This window comes from Siccirubricoccus phaeus, from assembly GCF_008360935.1.
Lineage (GTDB): Bacteria > Pseudomonadota > Alphaproteobacteria > Acetobacterales > Acetobacteraceae > Siccirubricoccus > Siccirubricoccus phaeus.
In genome coordinates, this window is record NZ_SRXO01000036.1 from 16,378 (window position 1) to 38,217 (window position 21,840).

At 72.3% G+C, this 21,840-nt stretch carries 19 protein-coding genes; 3 read left to right on the forward strand and 16 right to left on the reverse strand.

Annotated features, from left to right (window positions below; genetic code table 11):
- Position 1: 1 nt before the first annotated feature.
- Entirely contained in the window at positions 2 to 1,180 is a 1,179-nt protein-coding gene (locus E5N76_RS28330) for a vWA domain-containing protein (RefSeq protein ID WP_149541336.1), read from the forward strand.
- A 298-nt stretch (positions 1,181 to 1,478) separates the two neighbouring features.
- Here E5N76_RS28330 and E5N76_RS28335 read toward each other — a convergent pair whose 3' ends face one another.
- The gene (locus E5N76_RS28335; RefSeq protein ID WP_149541337.1) at positions 1,479 to 2,018 is read right to left on the reverse strand and encodes a c-type cytochrome; all 540 of its coding nucleotides are present in this window, start codon (positions 2,016 to 2,018) and stop codon (positions 1,479 to 1,481) included.
- Positions 2,019 to 2,104: 86 nt separating this feature from the next.
- Positions 2,105 to 3,280, reverse strand: coding sequence for a M20/M25/M40 family metallo-hydrolase (locus E5N76_RS28340; RefSeq protein WP_187830464.1), 1,176 nt, complete (start codon positions 3,278 to 3,280; stop codon positions 2,105 to 2,107).
- On the opposite strand from E5N76_RS28340, the gene E5N76_RS28345 reads away from it, so the two are divergent.
- Positions 3,279 to 3,935 (forward strand): DUF1028 domain-containing protein, encoded by a 657-nt coding sequence (locus tag E5N76_RS28345; RefSeq protein ID WP_149541339.1) that lies wholly within the window; start codon positions 3,279 to 3,281, stop codon positions 3,933 to 3,935. The two genes, E5N76_RS28340 and E5N76_RS28345, sit on opposite strands and share 2 nt — an antisense overlap.
- Before the next feature lie 113 nt (positions 3,936 to 4,048).
- On the opposite strand, the gene thiD is transcribed toward E5N76_RS28345, so the two are convergent.
- Positions 4,049 to 4,855 (reverse strand): bifunctional hydroxymethylpyrimidine kinase/phosphomethylpyrimidine kinase, encoded by an 807-nt coding sequence (gene thiD, locus E5N76_RS28350; protein ID WP_149541340.1) that lies wholly within the window; start codon positions 4,853 to 4,855, stop codon positions 4,049 to 4,051.
- A 284-nt stretch (positions 4,856 to 5,139) separates the two neighbouring features.
- Entirely contained in the window at positions 5,140 to 6,516 is a 1,377-nt protein-coding gene (gene glmM, locus E5N76_RS28355; protein ID WP_235907949.1) for a phosphoglucosamine mutase, read from the reverse strand.
- A gap of 213 nt (positions 6,517 to 6,729) precedes the next feature.
- Here glmM and E5N76_RS28360 point away from each other — a divergent pair, with 213 nt between their 5' ends.
- Positions 6,730 to 8,169, forward strand: coding sequence for an alkaline phosphatase family protein (locus E5N76_RS28360; protein ID WP_149541341.1), 1,440 nt, complete (start codon positions 6,730 to 6,732; stop codon positions 8,167 to 8,169).
- Positions 8,170 to 8,628: 459 nt separating this feature from the next.
- On the opposite strand, the gene folP is transcribed toward E5N76_RS28360, so the two are convergent.
- The 12 genes from folP to ruvA all read right to left on the reverse strand — a co-directional run bounded on the left by folP (position 8,629) and on the right by ruvA (position 21,724).
- Positions 8,629 to 9,627: a dihydropteroate synthase gene (gene folP / locus E5N76_RS28365; RefSeq protein ID WP_149541342.1), complete on the reverse strand. Its 999-nt coding sequence runs from the start codon at positions 9,625 to 9,627 to the stop codon at positions 8,629 to 8,631.
- A 259-nt stretch (positions 9,628 to 9,886) separates the two neighbouring features.
- Positions 9,887 to 11,809, reverse strand: a complete 1,923-nt coding sequence (ftsH, locus tag E5N76_RS28370) for an ATP-dependent zinc metalloprotease FtsH (RefSeq protein ID WP_149541343.1) — start codon at positions 11,807 to 11,809, stop codon at positions 9,887 to 9,889.
- Positions 11,810 to 11,945: 136 nt separating this feature from the next.
- Positions 11,946 to 13,217 carry a tRNA lysidine(34) synthetase TilS gene (gene tilS, locus E5N76_RS28375; protein ID WP_149541344.1) on the reverse strand — a complete coding sequence of 424 codons (1,272 nt, stop codon included), beginning with the start codon at positions 13,215 to 13,217 and terminating at the stop codon, positions 11,946 to 11,948.
- A 116-nt stretch (positions 13,218 to 13,333) separates the two neighbouring features.
- Positions 13,334 to 14,197, reverse strand: a complete 864-nt coding sequence (locus E5N76_RS28380; protein ID WP_149541345.1) for a YbgF trimerization domain-containing protein — start codon at positions 14,195 to 14,197, stop codon at positions 13,334 to 13,336.
- Between the two features lie 284 nt (positions 14,198 to 14,481).
- Complete coding sequence (gene pal / locus E5N76_RS28385; protein WP_149541353.1) at positions 14,482 to 14,952, reverse strand: peptidoglycan-associated lipoprotein Pal; 471 nt, start codon at positions 14,950 to 14,952, stop codon at positions 14,482 to 14,484.
- Positions 14,953 to 15,424: 472 nt separating this feature from the next.
- Positions 15,425 to 16,792, reverse strand: coding sequence for a Tol-Pal system beta propeller repeat protein TolB (gene tolB, locus E5N76_RS28390; protein ID WP_328593077.1), 1,368 nt, complete (start codon positions 16,790 to 16,792; stop codon positions 15,425 to 15,427).
- Between the two features lie 121 nt (positions 16,793 to 16,913).
- On the reverse strand, positions 16,914 to 17,927 hold the full coding sequence (locus tag E5N76_RS28395) for a hypothetical protein (RefSeq protein ID WP_149541346.1): 1,014 nt from the start codon (positions 17,925 to 17,927) through the stop codon (positions 16,914 to 16,916).
- A gap of 151 nt (positions 17,928 to 18,078) precedes the next feature.
- Positions 18,079 to 18,558 carry a protein TolR gene (gene tolR / locus E5N76_RS28400; protein ID WP_149541347.1) on the reverse strand — a complete coding sequence of 160 codons (480 nt, stop codon included), beginning with the start codon at positions 18,556 to 18,558 and terminating at the stop codon, positions 18,079 to 18,081.
- A 4-nt stretch (positions 18,559 to 18,562) separates the two neighbouring features.
- Positions 18,563 to 19,315, reverse strand: coding sequence for a protein TolQ (gene tolQ / locus E5N76_RS28405; protein WP_149541348.1), 753 nt, complete (start codon positions 19,313 to 19,315; stop codon positions 18,563 to 18,565).
- A 60-nt stretch (positions 19,316 to 19,375) separates the two neighbouring features.
- Entirely contained in the window at positions 19,376 to 19,951 is a 576-nt protein-coding gene (locus tag E5N76_RS28410) for a YbgC/FadM family acyl-CoA thioesterase (protein WP_235907950.1), read from the reverse strand.
- Positions 19,948 to 20,991 carry a Holliday junction branch migration DNA helicase RuvB gene (gene ruvB, locus E5N76_RS28415; protein WP_149541349.1) on the reverse strand — a complete coding sequence of 348 codons (1,044 nt, stop codon included), beginning with the start codon at positions 20,989 to 20,991 and terminating at the stop codon, positions 19,948 to 19,950. The genes E5N76_RS28410 and ruvB overlap by 4 nt, the downstream gene beginning before the upstream one ends.
- 124 nt (positions 20,992 to 21,115) lie before the next feature.
- Positions 21,116 to 21,724, reverse strand: a complete 609-nt coding sequence (ruvA, locus tag E5N76_RS28420) for a Holliday junction branch migration protein RuvA (RefSeq protein ID WP_149541350.1) — start codon at positions 21,722 to 21,724, stop codon at positions 21,116 to 21,118.
- Between the last annotated feature and the right edge of the window lie 116 nt (positions 21,725 to 21,840).

Consider the following 21,840-nt stretch of genomic DNA (forward strand, 5'->3'; position numbering starts at 1 on the left):
CATGCTCGCCCATTTCATCGTCGCGCTGCGCAGCGCCGGCATTCCGGCCAGCCTCACGGAATACCTGACGCTGCTGCGCGGCATGAAGGAGGGCGTGGCCGACTATTCGGTGGATGATTTCTACCACCTCTCCCGCGCCACGCTGGTGAAGGATGAGCGCCACCTGGACCGCTTCGACCGCGTCTTCGGCGAGGTGTTCAAGGGGCTGGAGCCGCCGGAAGGCGACCCCGCCCGCACCCTGCCCGAGGAATGGCTGCGCAAGCTGGCGGAGAAGCTGCTGACCGAGGAGGAGAAGGCCGCCATCGAGGCCGCCGGCGGGTTCGATGCGCTGATGGAGAAGCTGAAGCAGCGCCTGGCGGAGCAGAAGGGCCGCCACCAGGGCGGCAGCAAATGGATCGGCACCGCCGGCACCTCTCCCTTCGGCGCGCATGGCTACAACCCGGAAGGCGTGCGCATCGGCCAGGACGGATCGCGCCACCGCCGCGCCGTGAAGGTGTGGGACAAGCGGGAGTTCAAGGATCTCGACGACGATGTCGAGATCGGCACCCGCAACATCAAGCTGGCGCTGCGCCGGCTACGCCGATTCGCCCGCCAGGGGGCGGCGACGGAGCTCGATTTGCCGGACACCATCCGCGCCACCGCCAACAATGCCGGCACGCTGGATTTGAAGCTGGTGCCGGAGCGGCACAATACGGTGAAGGTGCTGCTCTTCCTCGATATCGGCGGCTCCATGGACGACCATGTGCGCATCTGCGCCGAGCTGTTCTCCGCCTGCCGCGCCGAGTTCAAGCATCTGGAGCATTTCTACTTCCACAACTGCCCCTATGAGCGGCTGTGGACCAGCAACCGGCGGCGGCGGGAGAGCGAAATCTCCACCTGGGAGGTGCTCAGGAAATACGGGCCGGACTACAAGGCCATCATCGTCGGCGATGCGGCGATGAGCCCCTATGAGGTGGTCCAGCCCGGCGGCTCGGTGGAGCATTGGAACGAGGAGACGGGGCAGGTCTGGCTCACCCGCATCATCGGCCATTTCCGCCGCTCCGCCTGGCTGAACCCGATGCCCGAGCCGGCCTGGGGCCGCTACCACTCCGCCGTGATCCTGCGCCAGATCATGGAGAACCGGATGTTCCCGCTGACGCTTGGCGGCCTGGACGCGATGACGCGGGAACTCAGCCGATAGACCCGCATCGTCCTGACCGCGTCAGGCGATCCGGTCCCTCCCGGCCCGCTAGAGCGTGATCGGTTGAGGTCGAATCGACCGAAACCGTGAATCACGCGACCGAACAATGAGCTAGAGCAGATCGCCGGAGGGCGGCATCGCCCGGAGGCGTGAATCTGCTCTACAATCCATAAGCTAGAGCGGGGCGGGTGAGCGCAGCTCAACCGATCCCGAGCGGCTTATCTCCGATCTGACGGATCACGACGCAATCCGTCAGTTTGGAGGCTACTCCTCGCCGCACCGGCGGCGCCATGGGGCGTCAGGGCAGCGGCGCCGGGTTGGCCGCCAGGGAACGCAGATAGGCGATGACGTCAGCGCGCTGCTGCGTGTTGCTGATGCCGGCGAAGGCCATGCGCGTGCCCGGGGCATAGGCGCTCGGCCGGTGCAGCCAGGCATTCAGCTCCTCGTAATTCCAGGGGCCCTGCTTGCCCTTGATGGCGGCGGAGTAGTTGAAGCCCTCGGCATGCCCATGCGGCGCGCCGACAATGCCGTAGAGGTTCGGCCCCACGCCGCTCCGCCCACCCTGGTTGAAGGTGTGGCAGGAGCCGCATTGCCGCTGGGCGATGGTCTGGCCGTTCTGCACATTGGCCGCCGCCAGCAGCGGGGAGATCGGCTCCAGCGCCGGCGCCGCGGCCGGGGTGGCCGCGGGCGCGCCGCCGGTGACGTCGCCGATCTGGATGGCGCTTTCATGCGGCCTTTCGCCATGCACCAGCAATTTGCCAAGCTGGCCGGCCAGCATGAAGGTAATTCCAGCCGTGAGGATCGCGGCAAAGGCCTTGTTCAGCTCGAGAGAACCCATCGGCGGTGACGACCTCGGCTAGGCGTGGGCGATGACGGGCTCCGGTATAGCCCAAGCCGGAAAACCCGCAACCCGGGGTGCCCCCGTCAGGGCGCGCCGGCCGCCATCAGACCGGCCAGGATGGCCCCGCGCGCCGGGATGGAACTCACCTCCACCCATTCCCGCCGGCTGCAGATCTCATGCCCGACCGGGCCCAGCCCATCCAGAGTCGGCACCCCCAGCCGGGCGGCGAAGCTGCCGTCGGAACCGCCGCGGGAGACCAGCGGGAAGATCGGCGCCCCCAGCGCGGCGGCGAAGCCCGCCGCCCGGTCATAGAGCCTCTGGCCGCCGGGCAGGGTAGGAAAGGCCGGGCGGGTGAAGCCGCCGGAAACCTCCACCACCACCCGCGGATCGGCCGGCGGCCGGGTGGCGATGGCCCGCACCGCCGCCAGCAGCGACTCGGCCGTCGCATCGTCCGGGGCGCGGAGATCGACATGCAGCTCCGCCTCCCCCGGCACCACCTGGCGGGCGGCGCCGGCGCGGAGGATGCCGCAGGTGGCGTAGCTGCCGGCCGCGAAATCGGCGAGCGCCTCGATCTCGGCCACCATGGGCGCCAGGGCGGCCAGCGCGCTTGCCCCGGCCTCCCGCGCCGCGCCGCAATGGGCGGTGACGCCGCTGGCACGGATGTAGAAGGCGCCCACCGCGCCGCGGCCGATCACCGTGCCGCCGCCCGGCCGGGCCGGTTCCAGGGTCAGGCAGTAATCCTGGCCGCGCGCCTCCGCCTCGATCCAGGCGCGGGATTGCGGGCTGCCGATCTCCTCATCCGGGACGATGAGGAAGGTGGCCGACACCTGAGGCAGCAGGCGCAGCGCCTCGATCGCCATCAGCACGTTCAGCTTCATGTCGCCGATGCCGGGGCCGGTGACGGCATCGCCCCCCCGCCGGCAGGGCCAGGCGGCGGCGGTGCCGGCGGGCCAGACGGTATCGGCATGGCCCAGCACCAGCAGCCTCGGGCCGCTGCCGCCGCGGCGGGCGGTGAGCTGGTCGCCGCGGCCGGGCAGTGGGCGGCGCTCCACGGTGAAGCCGGCCTGCTGCAGCAGGGTGGCGAAGCGGTCCTGCACCGCATTCACCCCGGCCGCGTCATAGCTGCCGCTGTCGATCGAGACCACCCGCTCCGCCGCCGCCAGAAGCTGCGGCAGGGCGGCCTCGAAGGCGGCGGCGAGGCTGCGATATCGGGCATCGGGGCTTCCTTCCGGGGCACCGCCGGGCGAGCATGGCGGCATGACCTTCTCCCTTATCGCGCGCTGCCCGCGCACCGGCCAGATCGGCGCCGCCGTCACCACCTCCTCCATCGCCGTCGGCAGCCGCTGCGCCTTCGCGGCAGCGGGGGTGGGGGCGGTGCTGACGCAGCACCGCACCGATCCGCGGCTCGGGCCAAGGGGGCTCGATCTGCTGCGCAGCGGCTGCACGGCGGCGGAGACGGTGGCGGCGCTGGCCGCCTCCACCCCGCATGCCGGGTGGCGGCAATTGGCGGCGCTGGACGCGGCAGGGGGGACGGCGTTTTTCCACGGGGCGAAGGTGAAGCCGGAGCGCAACGCGGCGGAGGGGCCAGGGGTGGTCGCCATCGGCAACATCCTGTCCAGCGACCAGGTACCGGCGGCGATGGTGGCGGGCTTCCTGGCGGCGGCGGCGCACCCCCTGGCGGAGCGGCTGCTGCTGGCGCTGGAAGCCGGCGAGGCGGCCGGGGGCGAGCATGGCGAGGTGACCTCCGCCGCGCTGCTGGTGATGGGACGGGAGAGCTTCCCCTATGTCGATCTGCGGGTGGACAAGGCGGCGCAACCCCTGGCCGCGCTGCGGGGGCTGTGGACGGAATACGCGCCGCTGGCGGAGGGCTTCGTCAGCCGTGCAGTGGCGCCGGATGGGGCGCCGGTGATCTGACGGGCCTGAAACAAAGGGGAAGATCGGGGGCGCTGCCCCCGAACCCCCGCCGGGGAGGGTACCCCTCCCCGGACCCCGGTGTGAATCTTGGACCCGACGGTTGAAGCCCCCTCTCACACCCGGCTGGGATCCACCGTCACCCCATGCCCCAGCGGCCCGTGCCCCTTGCCGAAGCCCGGCGCCGCCAGGATGGCCGCCCGCACATAGCGCCGGGCCCGCGCCACCGCCGCCCCCAGCGGCATCCCCTGCGCCAGCCCGGCGGCGATGGCGCTGGCCAGGGTGCAGCCCGTGCCATGCGTATGCCGGGTCCCGATCCGCCGGTCCTCGAAGCGCATCAGCCCGGCCGGCGCCGCCAGGATGTCCAGCACGTCGTCCCCCGGCAGATGCCCGCCCTTCAGCAGCACCGCCCGCAGGCCAAGGCCCAGCAGCGCCTCCGCCGCCGCCGGCATGGATGCCGCATCGGGGATGGGGCGGCCGAGCAGCACCTCCGCCTCCGGCAGGTTCGGGGTGACGATGGTGGCCAGCGGCAGCAGCCGGCGCTTCAGCGTCTCCACCGAGTCCGGCTGCAGCAGGGGATGGCCGCCCTTCGCCACCATCACCGGGTCCGCCACCAGCGTCACGCCCGGGGCCTCGGCCTCGATGGTGGCGGCGACGGTCTCGATGGTCGGCACGTCGTGCAGCATGCCGGTCTTCAGCGCATCGGCGCCGATATCGCGCAGCACCAGCTCCATCTGCTGGCGGATGAACTCGACGGGCACGGGGTGGACGCCGAAGACGCCCTCGGTGTTCTGCGCCGTCAGCGCCGTGATGGCCGTCGCGGCATAGCCGCCGAGCGCCGTCACCGCCTTGATGTCGGCCTGGATGCCGGCGCCGCCGCCGGAATCGGAACCGGCGATGATCAGGACTCGGCCTTGGGTCATGCGGTGGGTCCGGATTGGGGTCTGGGGTTGGGGCCGGGTCGCCCCCCACGCAACCTGGGCCGCCGCCGGGAGGGAGGCAACCACCCCCCGGCAGGGAACACCCTGCGGGGGGGGCGCCCGTCACCTCCCGCGGGGCACGCCGCCATCGGGAAGGAATCGCCCTGCCCTGCCCCACCCTTGGCCCTCGCCCGCCAGCGGGGAGGGAAAGCGCCCTGGAGCGGGATCGGTTGAGACCGGGTCGACCGAAACCGTGAGCTGAAGCGGACGGGTGAGCGGAGCCCGCCTTAGCTGCGGAGGGCGGCGCGGGCGCGGATGGTCTCGGCCAGGCAGGTCACGGTGTCCTGCACCAGCGTCTCCTCCTCCGCCTCCGCCATCACCCGGATCACCGGCTCCGTCCCGCTGGCGCGGATCAGCACGCGGCCGCGCTCGCCGAGCCGCGCCTCCTCCGCCGCGATCGCCGCCTGCACCGCTGGATCCGCCAGCGGCGAGGCGCCGGCGAAGCGGACATTGACCAGGCGCTGCGGCAGCGGCTCGAAGCGGCGGCAGACCTGGCTGGCGGGGCGGCCTTCCTCGACGATCACCGCCAGCACCTGCAGCGCGCCGATCAGCCCGTCCCCGGTGGTGCCGAAATCCGTCATGATGAGGTGGCCGGACTGCTCGCCGCCCAAATTGCAGCCCGCCTCCCGCATCCGCTCCCCCACATAGCGGTCGCCGACGGCGGTGCGCAGCAAGGCGAGGCCGCGGGATTTCAGCCGCCGCTCCAGCCCCATATTGGACATGACGGTGGCCACCACCGCCTCCCCGCGCAGCCTTCCCTGGCCATGCCAGCTCTCGGCGATCAGGGCGAGGATCTGGTCGCCATCGATGGTGCTGCCCGTCTCATCCACCAGCACCACGCGGTCCGCATCGCCGTCCAGCGCGATGCCGAGATCGGCGCGGCGTTCCTGCACCAGCTCCGCCAGCCGCCCCGGGGCGGTGGAGCCGACGCCGCGATTGATGTTGAAGCCGTCCGGCGCATCGCCGATGGCGACGACCTCCGCCCCCAGCTCCCACAGCACGGTCGGCGCCACCTTGTAGGCGGCGCCATGGGCGCAATCGATGACGACGCGCAGCCCCTCCAGCGTCAGGTTGCGGGGGAAGCTCTGCTTCACCGCCTCGATGTAGCGGCCGGGCGCATCCTCCATCCGGCTGGCCCGGCCGAGGCGGGCGGGGGCGACCAGCCCGGCGGTGAGGTCGCCTGCCATCAGCGTCTCGATCTCCGCCTCCTGCGCATCCGAAAGCTTCAGCCCGTCCGGACCGAACAGCTTGATGCCGTTGTCCTCGAAGAGGTTGTGGCTGGCGCTGATCATCACGCCGAGATCGGCGCGCAGGCTGCGGGTGAGCAGCGCGATGGCCGGCGTCGGCAGCGGCCCGACCAGCACCACATCCATGCCGGTGCCGATGAAGCCCGCGGTCAGCGCCGGTTCCAGCATGTAGCCGGAAAGCCGCGTATCCTTGCCGATGACAACGCGGTGGCGGTAGCTGCCGCGGTTGAAGACGCGGCCGGCAGCCTGGCCAAGGCGCAGCGCCGTCGCCGCATCCATCGGCGCCTTGTTGGCGGTGCCGCGGATGCCATCCGTGCCGAAGAGGCGGCGGGCGGGGGTGGACATGGGTGCGTTCATGAACCGGATGCCATATGCGACTGCTCGGGCATGGAGTAGCGCCCCGCGGGAAGCGGGTCCAGCCAATCAGCAGCGAGTGCAATCGACCATATCATAACTTCCCGGACACTTTCCTTGCTTGATCTTACCGCAGCAGTTCTATAGGCACCCAGATACCGCCAGTACGGATTGCCTGACGATGACGAAACCAGGGGTGGACCCGGGGGTGCAGCCATGAGCGGCCAGGGCCGGCGCCTCATCCTCGTCGAGTTCAACGAGCTCTGCCCCGGGCTGCTCGACCGCTGGATGGCCGAGGGCAGGCTGCCGAATTTCCGCCGCTTCCACGACAGTGCCCAGGTGCTGACCGGCACCGCCGATGTGACCGAGCAACAATTCCTGGAGCCCTGGATCCAGTGGTACTCGCTGCATACCGGCCTCGGCTATGACCAGCATAAGGTATTCCATCTGACGGACGGGCCGCGCGCCGGCTTCACCGACATCTGGCACGCCCTGCTGGCCGCCGGGCACAGCGTCGGCAATTTCGCCGGCATGAATGCCGGCGCCTTCGCCGCCCCGGGCAGCTTCTACCTGCCCGACCCCTGGTGCAGCACGGAACCGCCCTACCCGGCGGAGCTGGCCACCTACCAGCGCATCGTCGTCACCAAGGTGCAGGAGAACAGCAACGCCACGGCCAGCGTCGGCGGCACGGATTACGCCCGCTTCCTCTCCTTCCTGGCGATGAACGGGCTGCGCGGCGGCACGCTGATGGCGATCGGCCGGCAATTGCTGGCGGAGCTGAGCAACCGCCAGGCGGGCTGGAAGCGGGCGGCGCTGCTGGACAAATTGCAGCTCGACCTGTTCCTGCGCTTCTGGAAGCGCGACCGGCCGGATTTCGCCTCCTTCTTCCTCAACAGCACGGCGCATTTCCAGCACGCCTATTTCCACCTGCTGGAGCCGGGGCAATTCGCCCTGCCGGCGGAGGATTTCGCGGATAGCGAGCATCGCGACGCCATCCTCTACGGCTACCAGCAGATGGATTCCGTGCTGGCCGACCTGCTGGCGCTGGAGCGGGACGGGGCGATGCTGGTGCTCTCCACCGCGCTCAGCCAGCAGCCCAACCCCGGGGCCGGGCGGCGCTACTACCGGCCGAGCGATGCCGAGGCGCTGCTGGCCCGCATGGGCGTGCAGCCGGAGCTGCTGCTGCCGGTGATGGCGCACCAGTATTCCGCCACCTTCCCCGATGCCGCGGCCACCGAGGCCGCCCGTACCAGGCTGGCGGCGGCGCATCTGGAAGGCCGGCCGCTCTTCACCTTCGACCCGGCGCCGGAGAACACGCTGTTCTTCGGCTGCGGCATCGGCGTGGATTTGCCGCCGGACGCGCAGCTTTCCCTGGCGCGGGACAGCAACGCGACGCTGCCCTTCTTCGAACATTTCTACCGCGTGCCGCATATCAAGGCCGGCATGCACCACCCGGACAGCGTGCTGTGGTTCAAGACCGGCCACCATGCCGTGCATCCGGGGCGCTGCTCCATCCTCGATATCTTCCCCACGCTGCTCGAGTATTACGGCGTGGCGGCGGCGCCGGCGGATGGGCTGCCGCGCCGTGGCCGCAGCTTCGCCGACCGCATCGGCCTCGGCCGCTTCGAGGCCGCGCTGCCGATCGCCGCGGAGTAGCCAGCGCGGGGTTGCCGCTCCTGGCGCTGGGTGAACCGCCGCGTCACGGTGGAACTTGGCGGTGAGTGAACTGCCGCGTCGCGGTGGGATCGGATGCTGGGTGAACTGCCGCATCGCGATGGGACCGGGTGGTGGGCGAGCCGCTACGTCACGATGGGGCCTGGTGGTGCGTGGGCCGCTGCGTCGCGGTGGGACCGGGTACTGGGTGAACCGCCGCGTAGCGATGGGACCGGGTGGTGCGTGAGCCGCTGCGTCGCGGTGGGACCGGTGGGTGGTGCGTGAGCCGCTGCGTCGCGGTGGGACCGGTGGGTGGTGCGTGAGCCGCTGCGTCGCGGTGGGACCGGTGGGTGGTGCGTGAGCTGCTGCGTCACGGGGGCCTGGGGTGCGTGAGCCGCTGCGTCACGGCGGGACCGGGCGGTGCGTGAGCGGCCGCCGCGGTGAGAGATGGCGGCCGCCATATCAGCCGGTGGCGGCGCGCCAGACCTTCAGGGCCTGTACCGTCTCCGCCACGTCGTGCACGCGGAGGATGGCGGCGCCGCGCGCCGTGGCGGCCAGGGCGGCAGCGAGGCTGGGGGCCAGGCGGCGGCCGGGATCCGTGACGCCGGTGAGGCGGCCGAGCGAGCCCTTGCGCGACGCGCCGAGCAGGATGGGGCAGCCGAGCCCGGCCAGGATGGGCAGGCGGTCCAGCAAGGCCAGGTTGTGCGCCAGGGTCTTGCCGAAGCCGATGCCGGGATCGACCGCGACCTGCGACGGCGGCAGGCCGAGGGAGGCGATGCGGTCGCGCAGGAAGGTGAAGACCTCGATGGCGACATCCGCATAGCGCGGGTCGTCCTGCATGCGGCGCGGATCGGTGCCGAGCATATGCATCAGCACCACGGGGGCGCCGGTGCGGCGGAGCAGCGCCGGCGCGTCCGAGTCGTGGCGCAGGGCGGCGATGTCGTTGACGATGCGGGCCCCGGCGTCCAGGGCGGCCGCCATGGTGGCGGCGTTGCGCGTGTCGATGGAGAGGGGGGCGAGCGGCGCGAGGGCGCGGATCACCGGCAGGGTGCGGGCGATCTCCTCCGCCGGGGGCACCGGCGCGGCGCCGGGGCGGGTGCTTTCGCCGCCGATATCCAGGATGTCCGCGCCCGAATCGAGCATGGCCTGGCCCTGGGCGATGGCGGCGGCGGCGGCGACGCCATCGCCGGAGAAGCTGTCCGGCGTGACATTGACGATGCCCATGACCAGCGGCCCGCCGGGGAGCTTCGGCACGATGCCGGCAAAGGGCGGCGGCGCCGCGGTGATGGGGGGGAGAAGGTCGCGCCAGCCTTCGGGAATGGCCCTGGCCGGGATGATGCCGCGCTCGGCGCCGTCCTCGATCAGCCGGGCGAGGAGGAAGCCGGTGGGGCCACCCTGGAAGGGCAGGCCATGGGCGGCGGCGGGGCCGGTGGTGAGGGCGAGGGGTTCGAGGATGCGCATGGGGTCGGGTTTCACCCCCACCCTAGCCCTCCCCCGCGAAGCGGGGGAGGGAATGGGCTGGCTGCCCTGCAATTCGTTCCGAACCAGCGCACATGGTAAACCCGGCGCCCCGCAATCAGGTCCTGCCTCTCAGCCTGCGGGTCCGAAACTCACACCGGGGTCCGGGGGGTGGTCCACCCCCCGGCGGGGTCCAGGGGCAGCGCCCCTGGTGGGGGCTCGGGGGCGAAGCCCCCAACCTGCCCGGGGTAGCGCGTCCTGCCTAAGCCCCCGGTGCCGGCGCCGGGTTGAGCCCGCCCGGGTTGGGCCGGGGCCTGCCCGAGGAAGGCACGCTCCCCCGTCCCTGCGGCACCGGCTCATCCGGCCGGTTGCGGATGATCGGCTCGCCGCGGATCACCTGCCGGATTTCGTCGCCGGAGAGCGTTTCATGCTCCAGCAGCCCCTTGGCCAGCAGGTGCAGCTCGTCGATGTTCTCGGAGAGGATCTGCCGCGCCTTGGCATAGGCCTCGTCGATGATGCGGCGGATTTCGGCGTCGATCTGCCGCGCCGTCTCCTCGGAGAGGTTCTTGGACTGGGTGACGCTATGGCCCAGGAACACCTCCTGGCTGTTCTCGCCATAGGCGATCATGCCGAGCTTTTCGCTCATGCCCCATTCGGTGATCATCCGGCGGGCCTGGTCGGTCGCCATCTTGATGTCGCCGCTGGCGCCGTTGGAGACCTTGTCCGGGCCGAAGATCAGCTCCTCGGCGACGCGGCCGCCCATGGCCATCGCCAGCTCCTGCAGCAGCTTCGACTTGTGCTTGGAGTAGCGGTCGCCCTCCGGCAGGGACATCACCAGGCCCAGCGCGCGGCCGCGCGGGATGATGGTGGCCTTATGCACCGGGTCGCATTCCGGCAGCTTCAGGGCGCAGAGGGCGTGGCCCGCCTCGTGATAGGCGGTCATGCGCTTCTCGTCCTCGGACATGACGAGCGACCGGCGCTCGGCGCCCATCAGCACCTTGTCCTTGGCCTGCTCGAATTCATGCATGCCGACGGTACGGCGGCCGGTGCGGGCGGCCAGCAGCGCCGCCTCATTCACCAGATTCGCCAGATCGGCGCCGGAGAAGCCCGGGGTACCGCGCGCAATCACCTTCGGATCGACATCGGAGGCCAGCGGCACCTTCCGCATGTGGACCCGCAGGATCTTCTCCCGCCCCATCACGTCGGGGTTGGGCACCACCACCTGGCGGTCGAAGCGGCCGGGGCGCAGCAGCGCCGGGTCCAGCACGTCCGGCCGGTTGGTGGCGGCGATGAGGATGACGCCCTCATTGCTCTCGAAGCCGTCCATCTCGACGAGCATCTGGTTCAGCGTCTGCTCGCGCTCGTCATTGCCGCCGCCGAGGCCGGCGCCGCGGTGGCGGCCGACCGCGTCGATCTCGTCGATGAAGATGATGCAGGGGGCGTTCTTCTTGCCCTGCTCGAACATGTCGCGCACGCGGCTGGCGCCGACGCCGACGAACATCTCGACGAAGTCGGAGCCGGAGATGGTGAAGAAGGGCACGTTCGCCTCACCGGCGATGGCCCGCGCCAGCAGCGTCTTACCCGTGCCGGGGGGGCCGACCAGCAGCACGCCCTTCGGGATCTTGCCGCCGAGGCGCTGGAATTTCTGCGGGTCGCGCAGGAATTCCACGATCTCCTCCAGTTCGCCCTTGGCCTCGTCGATGCCGGCCACGTCCTCGAAGGTGACGCGGCCCTGCTTCTCGGTCAGCAGCCGGGCGCGGGACTTGCCGAAGCCCATGGCGCGGCCGCCGCCCGACTGCATCTGGCGCATGAAGAACACCCAGACGCCGATCAGCAGCAGCATCGGGAACCAGCTCAGCAGGTAGTGGAAGAGCGGGTTGACGTCGCTCTCCTCCGGCCGGGCGATGATGCGCACGCCCTTCTCGGTCAGCCGGCCGACCAGGTTGGGGTCTTCCGGCGTGTAGCTCTGGAAGGTCCGGCCATCGGTGAGCTGGCCGGTGACGGTGCGGCCCTGGATCTGCACCTCCCGCACATGGCCGGCGCCGACCTCGTTGAGGAACTCGGAATAGGCCACCTGCTGCGCGCCGCGCTGGGTGCTGGTGCTGGGCGTGAAGAGGTTGAACAGCGCCACCAGCAGCAGAGCCACGATGACCCAAAGCGCCAGGTTGCGGCCGAAATTATTCACCGATGCAGTTCCCGTTCCCGCCACGGCCCGGCGGGCCAGCCCCGCTTCGCCATGCCATCCTGGGCAAGATGCCCTGTCCTGTCCGCACCAGATAGGGATGCCGGTGCCGGCAGGGAATGGTCCCACCACCCCCGATTCACAGGTCCCCGGCGACAGCCGGGGCCAGGAGGGTCGCGAAGCGGGAAGAGACCTCTGGCGCAGGATAGTGCAGCAGCGGCACCGCCACCAGCCTGGCGTGGCGCCAAATGGCGGGCAGCGTGGCCAGCACCGCCGCCGGCAGGTGCGGCGCGCGGCCGCGCAGGCGGGCGGCGGCGGCCGGGCCCAGGGCGCCCAGCGCGCATTCCGGGTCGCCGGGACCGATGAGGCGGAAGCGGCCATCCCAGACCGCACCCCGGGCCGCGGGCACGGGCGGGGCCAGCCCCGCCGCCTCCCGCGCCAGCAAGGCGGGGCGGGAGGCGCGGGGGCGCAGCCAGGCGCCGCCCAGCGTGCCCTCCCCGCGCCGCAGCAGGGCGGCAAGGGCGGATTCCGGCGGGGCGTAGGGGCGGCCGGAAACCAGGGCCAGCAAGCGGCCCAGCGCGGCGACCGCCACGGCATCCTGGCCGAGCGCGGCGAGGTCCAGCTCCGCATGGCCCTCCGGCTGCAGCGCGGCGGCGGCGGCCAGGCGCTGCGCCACCGCCCCGGCCAGGCGCCGGCGGCGGCGGGCGAAGGCGGCAGCGGCCGCCGCCAGGGCGGCGGTGGCCGCCCCCTCCCCGCCCGGATCGGCAAGGGCCGCGCGCAAACGGGGGCGGGCAAAGCGCGGATCACGATTGCTCGGGTCGCGCACGGGGGCGAGGCCGGCAGCGGCCACCACCGCCTCCAGCCGCGCCGGCGGGGTGCCGAGCAGGGGGCGGAGCAGCAGCGCCTCCGCCGCCGGGCGGGCGGGCGCCATGCCGGCCAGGCCCGCCGGGCCGCTGCCGCGCAGGGCGCGGAACAGCACGGTCTCCGCCTGGTCGGCCAGGTGGTGGCCGAGCAGCAGCCAGGGGCGGCCCTCGGCACGGCAGGCGGCCAGCAGGGCGGCCAGCCGCGCCTGCCGCGCCCGTTCCTGCATGCCCGGCCCCGGGGCAAGGCCGAGGCGCAGCCGCCGCCCGGCAATGCCCCGGGCGGCCAGGGTGGCCAGCACCGCCTCGGCCTCGGCCGCGCTTTCCGGGCGCAGGCCGTGATCCACCACCAGGGCCAGCAGATCTCCGCCCCGCGCCCGGGCCCAGGCCTCAGCCAGCAGCGCCAGCGCCAGGCTGTGCGGCCCGCCGGAGACGCCCGCGGCCAGGCGCGGCGGCGCGCCGAAGGGCCCGAGCGGCGTCATCAGCGCGGCGAATTCCTCGGCGCTGACCGCGGGGCTGACCGGGGCGCCGACCGGCGCCGGGTCCGGCACAGTAGAATCGCTGCCGAAAGCCTCGCTCCCGGCGCCACCGGGTCGCGGGCCGCCAGCCTGGCCCGGTGTGGGACGCCCGCGCGGCGGCGGCGCCGCCAGCAGTCCCGGGCCGGCTCTCACCCCCGGCAGCCGGCCCGGCGCCGGGCTTCCGTGGCTCGCTCCGCCCGAGGGCCGGTGAGGTTGGGGAAATTGCTGCGCAGCTCGTCCAGCGTGTCGCAGGCCTCCCGCCGGTTGCCCAGGCCCTGCAGGGAATTGGCCAGGCCGATCAGCGCATCCGGCGCGCGCGGGCCGGTGCGGGCGCGGGTATAGGCGTCATTATAGGCCAGCGCGGCATTGCCGAAATCCCGCTTGCCGGCCAGCGCATCGCCGAGCAGGAGCTGCGCATCGGTGGCGCGGGGGCTGCTGCGGTTGGCCAGCACCTCGCGCGCCGCGGCCTCGGCGGCAGCATAGTCGCGGCGGGAGAGGGCAGCCTGGCCCTCGGCGATGGCGCGTTCGGGCGGGCGGGCGGCGGCAGCGGCGGGGGCAGGGGCGGGCCGGGCGGGCGACGGAGCGGCGGCCGGCGCGGCCGGGCGCGCGGGCGCCGCGCCCCCACCCCCTTGGCCCTCGATCTGCTGCAGGCGGAAATCCAGGTCGCCCTGCAGCTTCTCCACCCGCTCGCCAAGCTGGCGGTTGCGGTATTCGCTCTCGTCGAGCCGGCCCCGCAGGGTGCGGGCCTCCTCCTCCAGCCGCTGCACCCGCTCCAGCAACGCGCCGACGATCTCCCCCTGCGGCCCGGCGGGGCGGGCGGCGGCAACGGGCGGCGCGACGCCGCCGCCGCGGCGGAGCTGATCCAGCTCCTGCCGAAGCTGCAGGATCTGGTTCTGCAGGTAGATGCCCTCGCGGCTTTCGGCCTGGGCGGCGGCCTCATGCGGGGCCAGCAAGGCCAGGGGGAGGACCAACGCGAGCAGCAGCGGAAGGGCGGCGGCGGGCAGGCATCGCATCGAGGGCATCTCTCCGGTCGCGCCGGGCCGCCGGGCCCGGGCAGGCCCGGCGCGGCGCCGGCGCAAGCTGGATAGCATCGCCGCGCCGCCGGCCGAAGATGCCCGCCTGTCAAAGACCCGCCTGCCAAGGAATAAGGCCCGAGGCGCAGCCCCGGGCCTATCGGACCCTGCGCCCCGTTCAACCGGCCGGCCCGGTGCCTTCCATGGCGTCGCCATGAAGGCCGTGCGAGACGCCGATCGTGAGGGACTCCGGAGCTCCCGCGCAGCCGCTGCGCGGGGACTCCTCAGCGCACGACCGTGACGGCGCGGCGGTTCTGCGCCCAAGCTTCCTCATTGGAGCCGAGGGCGGCCGGGCGGTCCTTGCCGTAGGAGATGGTGGAGATGCGGGCGCCGGCGACGCCGCTGGCCACCAGCACGTCGCGCGCCGCATTGGCGCGGCGCTGGCCGAGGGCGAGGTTGTACTCGCGGGTGCCGCGCTCATCGGCATGGCCTTCCACCTGCACGGTGACGGCGGCGTTGCGCTGCATCCAGCCGGCCTGCTTCTCCAGCGTCGGGCGCTGGTCGCCGCGGATGGAGGACTGGTCGAAATCGAAGAAGACGCGGTCGCTGCCGGCGGAGGCGATCAGATCCTCCTGGCTGCCCGGGCGCGGGCCGGTCACGACATTGCCGCCGCCGGTCTGGGCGGTTTCGGTGGTGGATTCACAGGCGCCGAGCAGGGCCACCAGGCCCATAACGCCGAGCATCTTCAGCTTCATCATGCCTCTCGATCCTTCCTCATCCAGGGCGGGTTTCGCCCGAGTGTACACGCCCGGGCGAAGCTGCCGCCCGATCCTGATGCCTCTCCGGGCCGTTCGTCTTGCGGTAAGGCAAGGACGCAGGCCTTACAGGCAGCGCAACCGCGGAAAATACGCCGGGGCCGTTACAACCCGGCGGGGAGAGGGTCAAGGAAAACGGGCAACATCGTGGCATTTCTGCACGTAACATCTGCCTGGCGCCCCATGGTAGAAGGAAAGGCCAGGAAATTCGCGGCCTTCACGAATTTCTGCGGCATGTGTCGCAGCCCGGCGCGCCGCCGGCCCGGGACAGCGCAGCCGCGGCGGCGGCCCCCCGAGGGGCCCGGGAATCACCGGAAGAATCCTGGAATCAACGGGGGTTGGCGGCACTGCCGCCAACCTGCGGTGCCGCCCATCATGCTGCCGCCGGCAGTGGCGCCCCGGGGCTTCCGCCTCAGGCCAGCAGCGGCGACCAGGCCGGGTCGGTGGCGTCGGTCGGCGTCACCACCTGGCGCTCATTGAAGCCGGCGATGTCGATGCTGGCGATGCGCGCCGAATAGCCATTGCCGCGGGAATCCCGCGCCGGGCTTTCGCGGTAATACATCATCACCCTTCCGTTCGGCGCGAAGGTCGGGCCTTCCATCTGCCAGCCCTCGGAGAGGATGCGCTCGCCCGAACCATCCGGCCGCATCACGCCGATGGCGAAGCCGCCGCGGCCGAAGCGGGTGAAGGCGATGAGGTCGCCGCGCGGCGACCAGACCGGCGTCGCATAGCGCCCGCTGCCGAAGGAGATGCGGCGGACATTCCCGCCGCCCGCGTCCATCACATAGAGCTGCTGGTCGCCGCCGCGGTCCGAGTTGAAGACGATCTGCTGCCCGTCCGGCGAGTAGCAGGGCGAGACATCAAGGCCGCCGCCGGAGGTAAGCTGGCGTTCCCGCCGGCTGGCGAGATCGACCACATAGAGGTTGGCGTCCCCGCCGCGCGTCGAGGAGAGGATCACGCTGCGGCCATCCGGGCTGAAGCGGGGGGAGAGCGTCATGCCGCGGAAATTGCCCAGCACCTCCTGCCGGCCGCTTTCCAGGTTGAACAGGTAGACCCGCGGCTCGTTGCGGAAATAGGACATGAAGGCGATCTGCTGCGCATTCGGGTGGAAGCGCGGCGTCAGCACCTGGAAGGTGCCGTCGGTCAGGAAGCGGTGGTTCTCGCCATCCTGGTCCATGATGGCGAGGCGGCGGACGCGCCGGTCGCGCGGCCCGGTCTCCGAGACATAGACGACGCGGGTGTCGAAATACCCCTTCTCGCCCAGCAGCCGCTCATAGATCACGTCGGAGATCAGGTGGCCGATGCGGCGCCAATTGGCCGTCGCGGCGCTCAGCAGCGTGCCTTCCAACTGCGCTTCCGGCAGCACGTCCCACAGGCGGAATTCGACGCGGAGCTGGCCGCCCTGGTCCTGCACCCGGCCGGTCACCAGCGCCTGGGCGCCGATGACGCGCCAATCCTGGAAGCGCGGCGTCTGCGCCGCCGCCTCCGCCGACTGGATATAGGCGGCCCGCTCCACCGGGCGGAACAGGCCGGAATTGCGCAGATTATTGGCGATGACGCGCATGATGTCCCGGCCATAGCGCCCGGCATCGCCGGCGCCGGCGAAATCCGGCAGGGCGATCGGGATCGGGTCGGTGCGGGCCCGCGTGATGTCCACCACCGAGCTCTGCGCGCGGGCGAGCTTGCCGAGCGGCAAAAGCGTAAGGGGCGGAAGTGCAAGGGCGGTGCCGCCGAACAGCGCGGCACGGCGGGACAGCAGCGGCAGGTCCATCGGGCTCATCTCTGGCCAATCCCCCAACAGGCTTGGAAAAGGGGCCGCTTGTGCCGCGGCCACCGGAAGGCGTGGATCACGCGGCCTGGGACCACGCTGGAGCGCAAGGCGAGGACGGACGCATCATGCTCTAGCGAAGGCCAAGGTCGCGCGGGTTGAAGCGGAACACGGTGTCGCGCAGCGCGGCGAGCCGGCTCGGCGGCAGCGGCAAGGGGTTGCAGCGCGGGTCGAGCAGGGCGCGCCGCGCCGCTTCATAGACGGAACGCGCACGCGGGTCGCTGGGTGGCGCGCCGTTGGAGGTGACATTCCGGACAGTGCCGCCGGCATCCACCACCACCTTCAGCTCCACCACGATGTCGCGCACGCCGAGGCCGCCGCCATCCACCGACCAGCATTCGCTGATCTTGTCGGCGAGGCCGGCCTTCTCCCCGGCGGTCAGCGCGGCGGTGCCTTCCGGCCGGCCGCCGCCCTGCTGCGGGCTGCCTACGGGGGGCTGCGGCCGGGCCCGCGGCGGTTCCTGCTGGCGCTGGGCGTTGCGCAGGTTTTCCAGCGTGTTGAGCACGCTCTGGCTGCGCTCCTGCGGCCGCTGCACCGGCGGCGTCTGGCCGGTGCCGGGCTGCTGGCTGGGCTGGGGCGGCGGCGGCACCGGGGGAGGCGGCAGGGGCAAGGGCGGCTCGGCGCGCGGCGGCGCGGGCGTCGGCGGGCTGGGCTGGGGCTGCGCCTGGGCCTGGGGCTGCGGCGGCCGTGGCGGGGGCGGCAGCGGGGCAGGCGTCGGCTCCGGCGGCGGCGAAGGGGGCGTCGGGCGCGGCGGGGCCTGGGCCACCTGCGGCGCGGGGGCAGGCGCCGGGGCCGGTGGCGGCGGCGGCGGGGGCGGCAGAGGGGTGGGCTCGGCCTGGCGCTGCTCGGGCGCCGGGGGCTGGTCGGGCGTCGGCGGGCGGGGGACGGTGGCGGGCGCGGCCACCGGGGCGGGCTGCTCGCCCTGGGCGACCTGGTTCGGGAGGGGGGCGATGATCTCGACGGGGACCGCCAGCTCCTCCGGCTCGCGGAAGGGCTTCGGCAGGCCGAAGACGAGGCCGAGCAGCAGCAGCACGGCGTGCACCGCCGCGGAGACGCCGCCCCAGAACCGCATGCCCCTTCGCTGCATTCCCCCGTCCGGGCCGTGTTGCGGCGGGCGGCGCGCCGGCGGCACACCCGCCCCCTGCCCGGCGCCCCCGGTCAGCGGCCGCAGGGCCCTTGGGTTCGCGGCGGGCCTCTGGCGTTCGAGGGGGGCAGGCGCCCCCTCGTGTGCGTCCATGTCAGCCCCTCGGCCGCGGCTGCGGCGCGGCAGCGGGGCGAGCCCCCCCCGGCTGCTCGGCGAGAAGGGCGACGCGGGAGAAGCCGCCGGCGCTGATCGTGCCCATCACCTCCATCACCCGGCCGTAATTCACCCCGCGATCGCCGCGCACGAAGATGCGGCGCTCCGGCGCGCCCTCCGGCTGCTGGCGGGCGATGGCCTGGAGCTGCGCCACCAGCCCTTCCAGCGGCACCTCGGTCTCCTGCAGGAAGATCTTGCCCTCGGCATTCACCGAGATGGTGATCGGCTCATTCTCCTGGTTCAGGGCGCTGGCCTGGGTCTTCGGCAGATCCACCGGCACGCCCACCGTCATCAGCGGCGCCGCCACCATGAAGATGATGAGCAGCACCAGCATGACATCGACGAGGGGCGTGACGTTGATCTCGGCCATCGGCCGGTAGCGGCCGCGGCCCTTGCCGCCGTTGTTCAGCGAGGCGGCCATGGCGCTACTCCGCCGCCGGCGCCGGGCTGCGCGCCGGGCTGACGGCGCTTTCCGTCTGCCGCGCGAGGATGCCGGAGAACTCCGCCGCGAAGCCTTCCAGCCGGCCGGCGAAGCGCGCCATGTCGGAGTTGATCTTGTTGTAGGCCAGCACCGCCGGGATGGCGGCGACCAGGCCGATGGCGGTGGCGAAGAGCGCCTCCGCAATGCCCGGCGCCACCACGGCGAGGTTGGTGTTCTGCATGCCGGCGATGGCGGCGAAGCTGTTCATGATGCCCCAGACCGTGCCGAACAGCCCGACGAAGGGCCCGACCGCGCCGACCGAGGCGAGGAAGATCATCCAGCGCTCCAGCCGCTCCATCTCCCTCTGCACGGTCAGCGCCATGCTGCGGTCGATCCGCTCCTTCACCCCCGCGGCGATGAAATCCGAGGTGACGGCGCGTTCGGCGCTGCGCCGCCATTCCCGCATGGCGGTGGCGAAGACCGCGGCCATGGGGTGGGAGGGCTGGTCGCCTTCCCGCCGGTAGAGATCGTCCAGGCTGCCGCCGGACCAGAAGGCGTCCTCGAAGGCGTCCGCCGCGCGGTTGGCGCGGCGGAGCGTGGTGATCTTCTCGAAGACGATCGCCCAGACCCAGATGCTGGCGAAGAGCAGGCCGAGCATGACCAGCTTCACCACCCAATCGGCCTGCAGGAACAGGCCCCAGAGCGACAGGTCGGCTGCCGCCTGGCCCAGAGGAGTTGCCGTCACGCTGCGGTCCAAAGCTGATCTCCTGGTGTCATCCTTGCCGCGGATCGTGGCCAATCCGCGGCGGTTTCGTGATCATTGCCGCCATCCCCCTGAGGCAGAGCCGCCGAGGGCGCCGCGCCAGGGTTCCGGAATCCGTCTCGGGCGGAGGTTGTGGCGGTCCACGCAGGCCAGTTCCACCCGCAGCGCCGCCAGCGGCCCCTGCCCTTCGCCAACCCCTTCCCCCTCCCGCAGCATCCGCTGGTCCAGCACCAGGGTGACGCCACGAACGGCAACTACCCTGGTTTCAACCACGATGGCGTCATCGAGTCGGGCGGGGCGCCAATACTCCACTTCGACGCGCCGCACCACGAGTATCGAATCGTGAAGTTCGATCATCATTTGGTGCGGCAAGCCAATGTCGCGCAAGGATTCCGTGCGGGCCCTTTCGGCCCATCGCAGGTAATTGGCGTGGTAGGCCATGCCGCCCGCATCGGTGTCCTCGAAATAGACCCGGAGGGGGTAGCGATGGGCCGGGCCGGGGGGCGGCTCCTGCAGGGAGCGCGGCCGGTTGGCGCCCTCGCCGGCGCCCGGCCGATCGGGCGCGCTTGCGGTCTGGCGCGGCCGATTCACGCCTTCGCTGGCGCTCGGCCGATCGGGCGCGCTGGTCACGGCGCCTGCTCGCCGCCGGAAAGGAGGTCCGGCTGGATCGCGGAACCGGCCGGGGGCGTCAGGCCGAGATGCCGCCAGCCCGGCTCCCCCAGCACCCGGCCGCGCGGGGTGCGCATGACCAGGCCCTCCTGGATCAGATAGGGCTCGATCACGTCCTCGATGGTGTCGCGCGCCTCGGCCAGCGCCGCGGCCAGGGTCTCGACGCCGACCGGGCCGCCATTGTGGTGCTCGGCGATACGGCGGAGATAGCGGCGGTCCATGGCGTCCAGGCCCATGCGGTCCACCTCCAGCCGCGCCAGCGCGTCATCGGCCATGGCGCGGTCGGCGGCGCGGCCGGCGACCATGGCGAAATCCCGCACCCGGCGCAGCAGCCGGCCGGCGATGCGCGGCGTGCCGCGGGAGCGGCGGGCGATCTCCTGCGCACCGTCCTCGGCCAGGGCGAAGCCGAGCTTCTGGGCGCCGCGGCGGACGATCAGCAGCAGTTCCTCCGGCGTGTAGAATTGCAGGCGAAGGGGGATGCCGAAGCGGTCGCGCAGCGGCGTCGCCAGCAGGCCCGCACGGGTGGTGGCGCCGACCAGGGTGAAGGGCGGCAGGTCGATGCGCACGGTGCGCGCCGCCGGCCCCTCGCCGATGATGAGGTCGAGCTGGAAATCCTCCATGGCGGGGTAGAGGGTTTCCTCCAGCGCCGGCTGCAGCCGGTGGATCTCATCGACGAAGAGCACGTCGCGTGGCTGCAGATTGGTGAGGATCGCCGCCAGGTCGCCGGCCCGCTGCAGGATGGGGCCGGAGGTGGCGCGGAAGCCGACGCCGAGCTCCCGTGCCACGATCTGCGCCAGGGTGGTCTTGCCGAGGCCGGGCGGGCCGTGGAGCAGGACGTGATCCAGCGCCTCGCCGCGGGCGCGGGCGGCCTGGATGAAGATGGCGAGATTCTCGCGCAGAATCTGCTGGCCGGTGAAATCGGCCAGGGTCTGCGGGCGGAGGGTGGCCTCGGCGGCGTCCTCGTCCGTGCGGTCGGGGGTGGTGAGGCGGGGGTCGCTCATGGCGGCGGCCGTCCCGTGGCGCAGGCACCCCTACCCCCGCCCTCCCCCGCAAAACGGGGGAGGGGGCGACTCTCCCTCCCGCGCTGGCGGGGGAGAGTCGGGACGGGGGTGGACCGCACGCCTCTCACCGCGCCAGCTCCTTCAGACTATCCCGGATCAGCGCTTCCAGCGCAGCGCCCTCGCCCATCCGGGCCTTCGCCCGGTTCACCGCCGCCTGCGCCTCCGGCCGCTTCCAGCCGAGATTGATGAGCGCCGAGACGGCATCCGCCGCCGCCCCGGCCGGGGCCGCCACGGGGGCCGGCGCCACGGCGACGCCGGAAGGCGCCTGGATGCCGCCCGCCCAGTCGCGCAATTCCGTCACCAGCCGGTCCGCCAGCTTGGCGCCGACGCCATTCGCCTGGCGCAGCCCGGCACGGTCCGCGCCGCGCACCGCGCCGGCCAGCTCCTCCGGCCCGAAGGCGGAAAGGATGTCCAGCGCGACCTTCGGCCCCACGCCCTGGATGGAGGTGAGCTTCACGAAGGTCTCCCGCTCCTGCCGCGTGGCGAAGCCGAACAGCACGATGGCGTCCTGGCGGACATGCGTCTCCACCAGCACCTGGGCGGCGGCGGGCGCATCGCGCAGGCGGTCCAGGGTCTTCGTGGAACAGGAGAGCAGATAGCCCACGCCGTTCACGTCGAGGATGCAGCCGCCCTCATGGACGCTGTCCAGGCGGCCGGTCAGCTTGCCGATCATGGCGTCTTCGGGGGAGGGCTCCGCCCTCCCCCGAGCCCCCACCCGCAAAGGGCCGAAGGGCCCTTGTGTCTTGTGAGTATGGTTAGGATGGGGCTGCCGGCCCGGGGCTCGCCCCG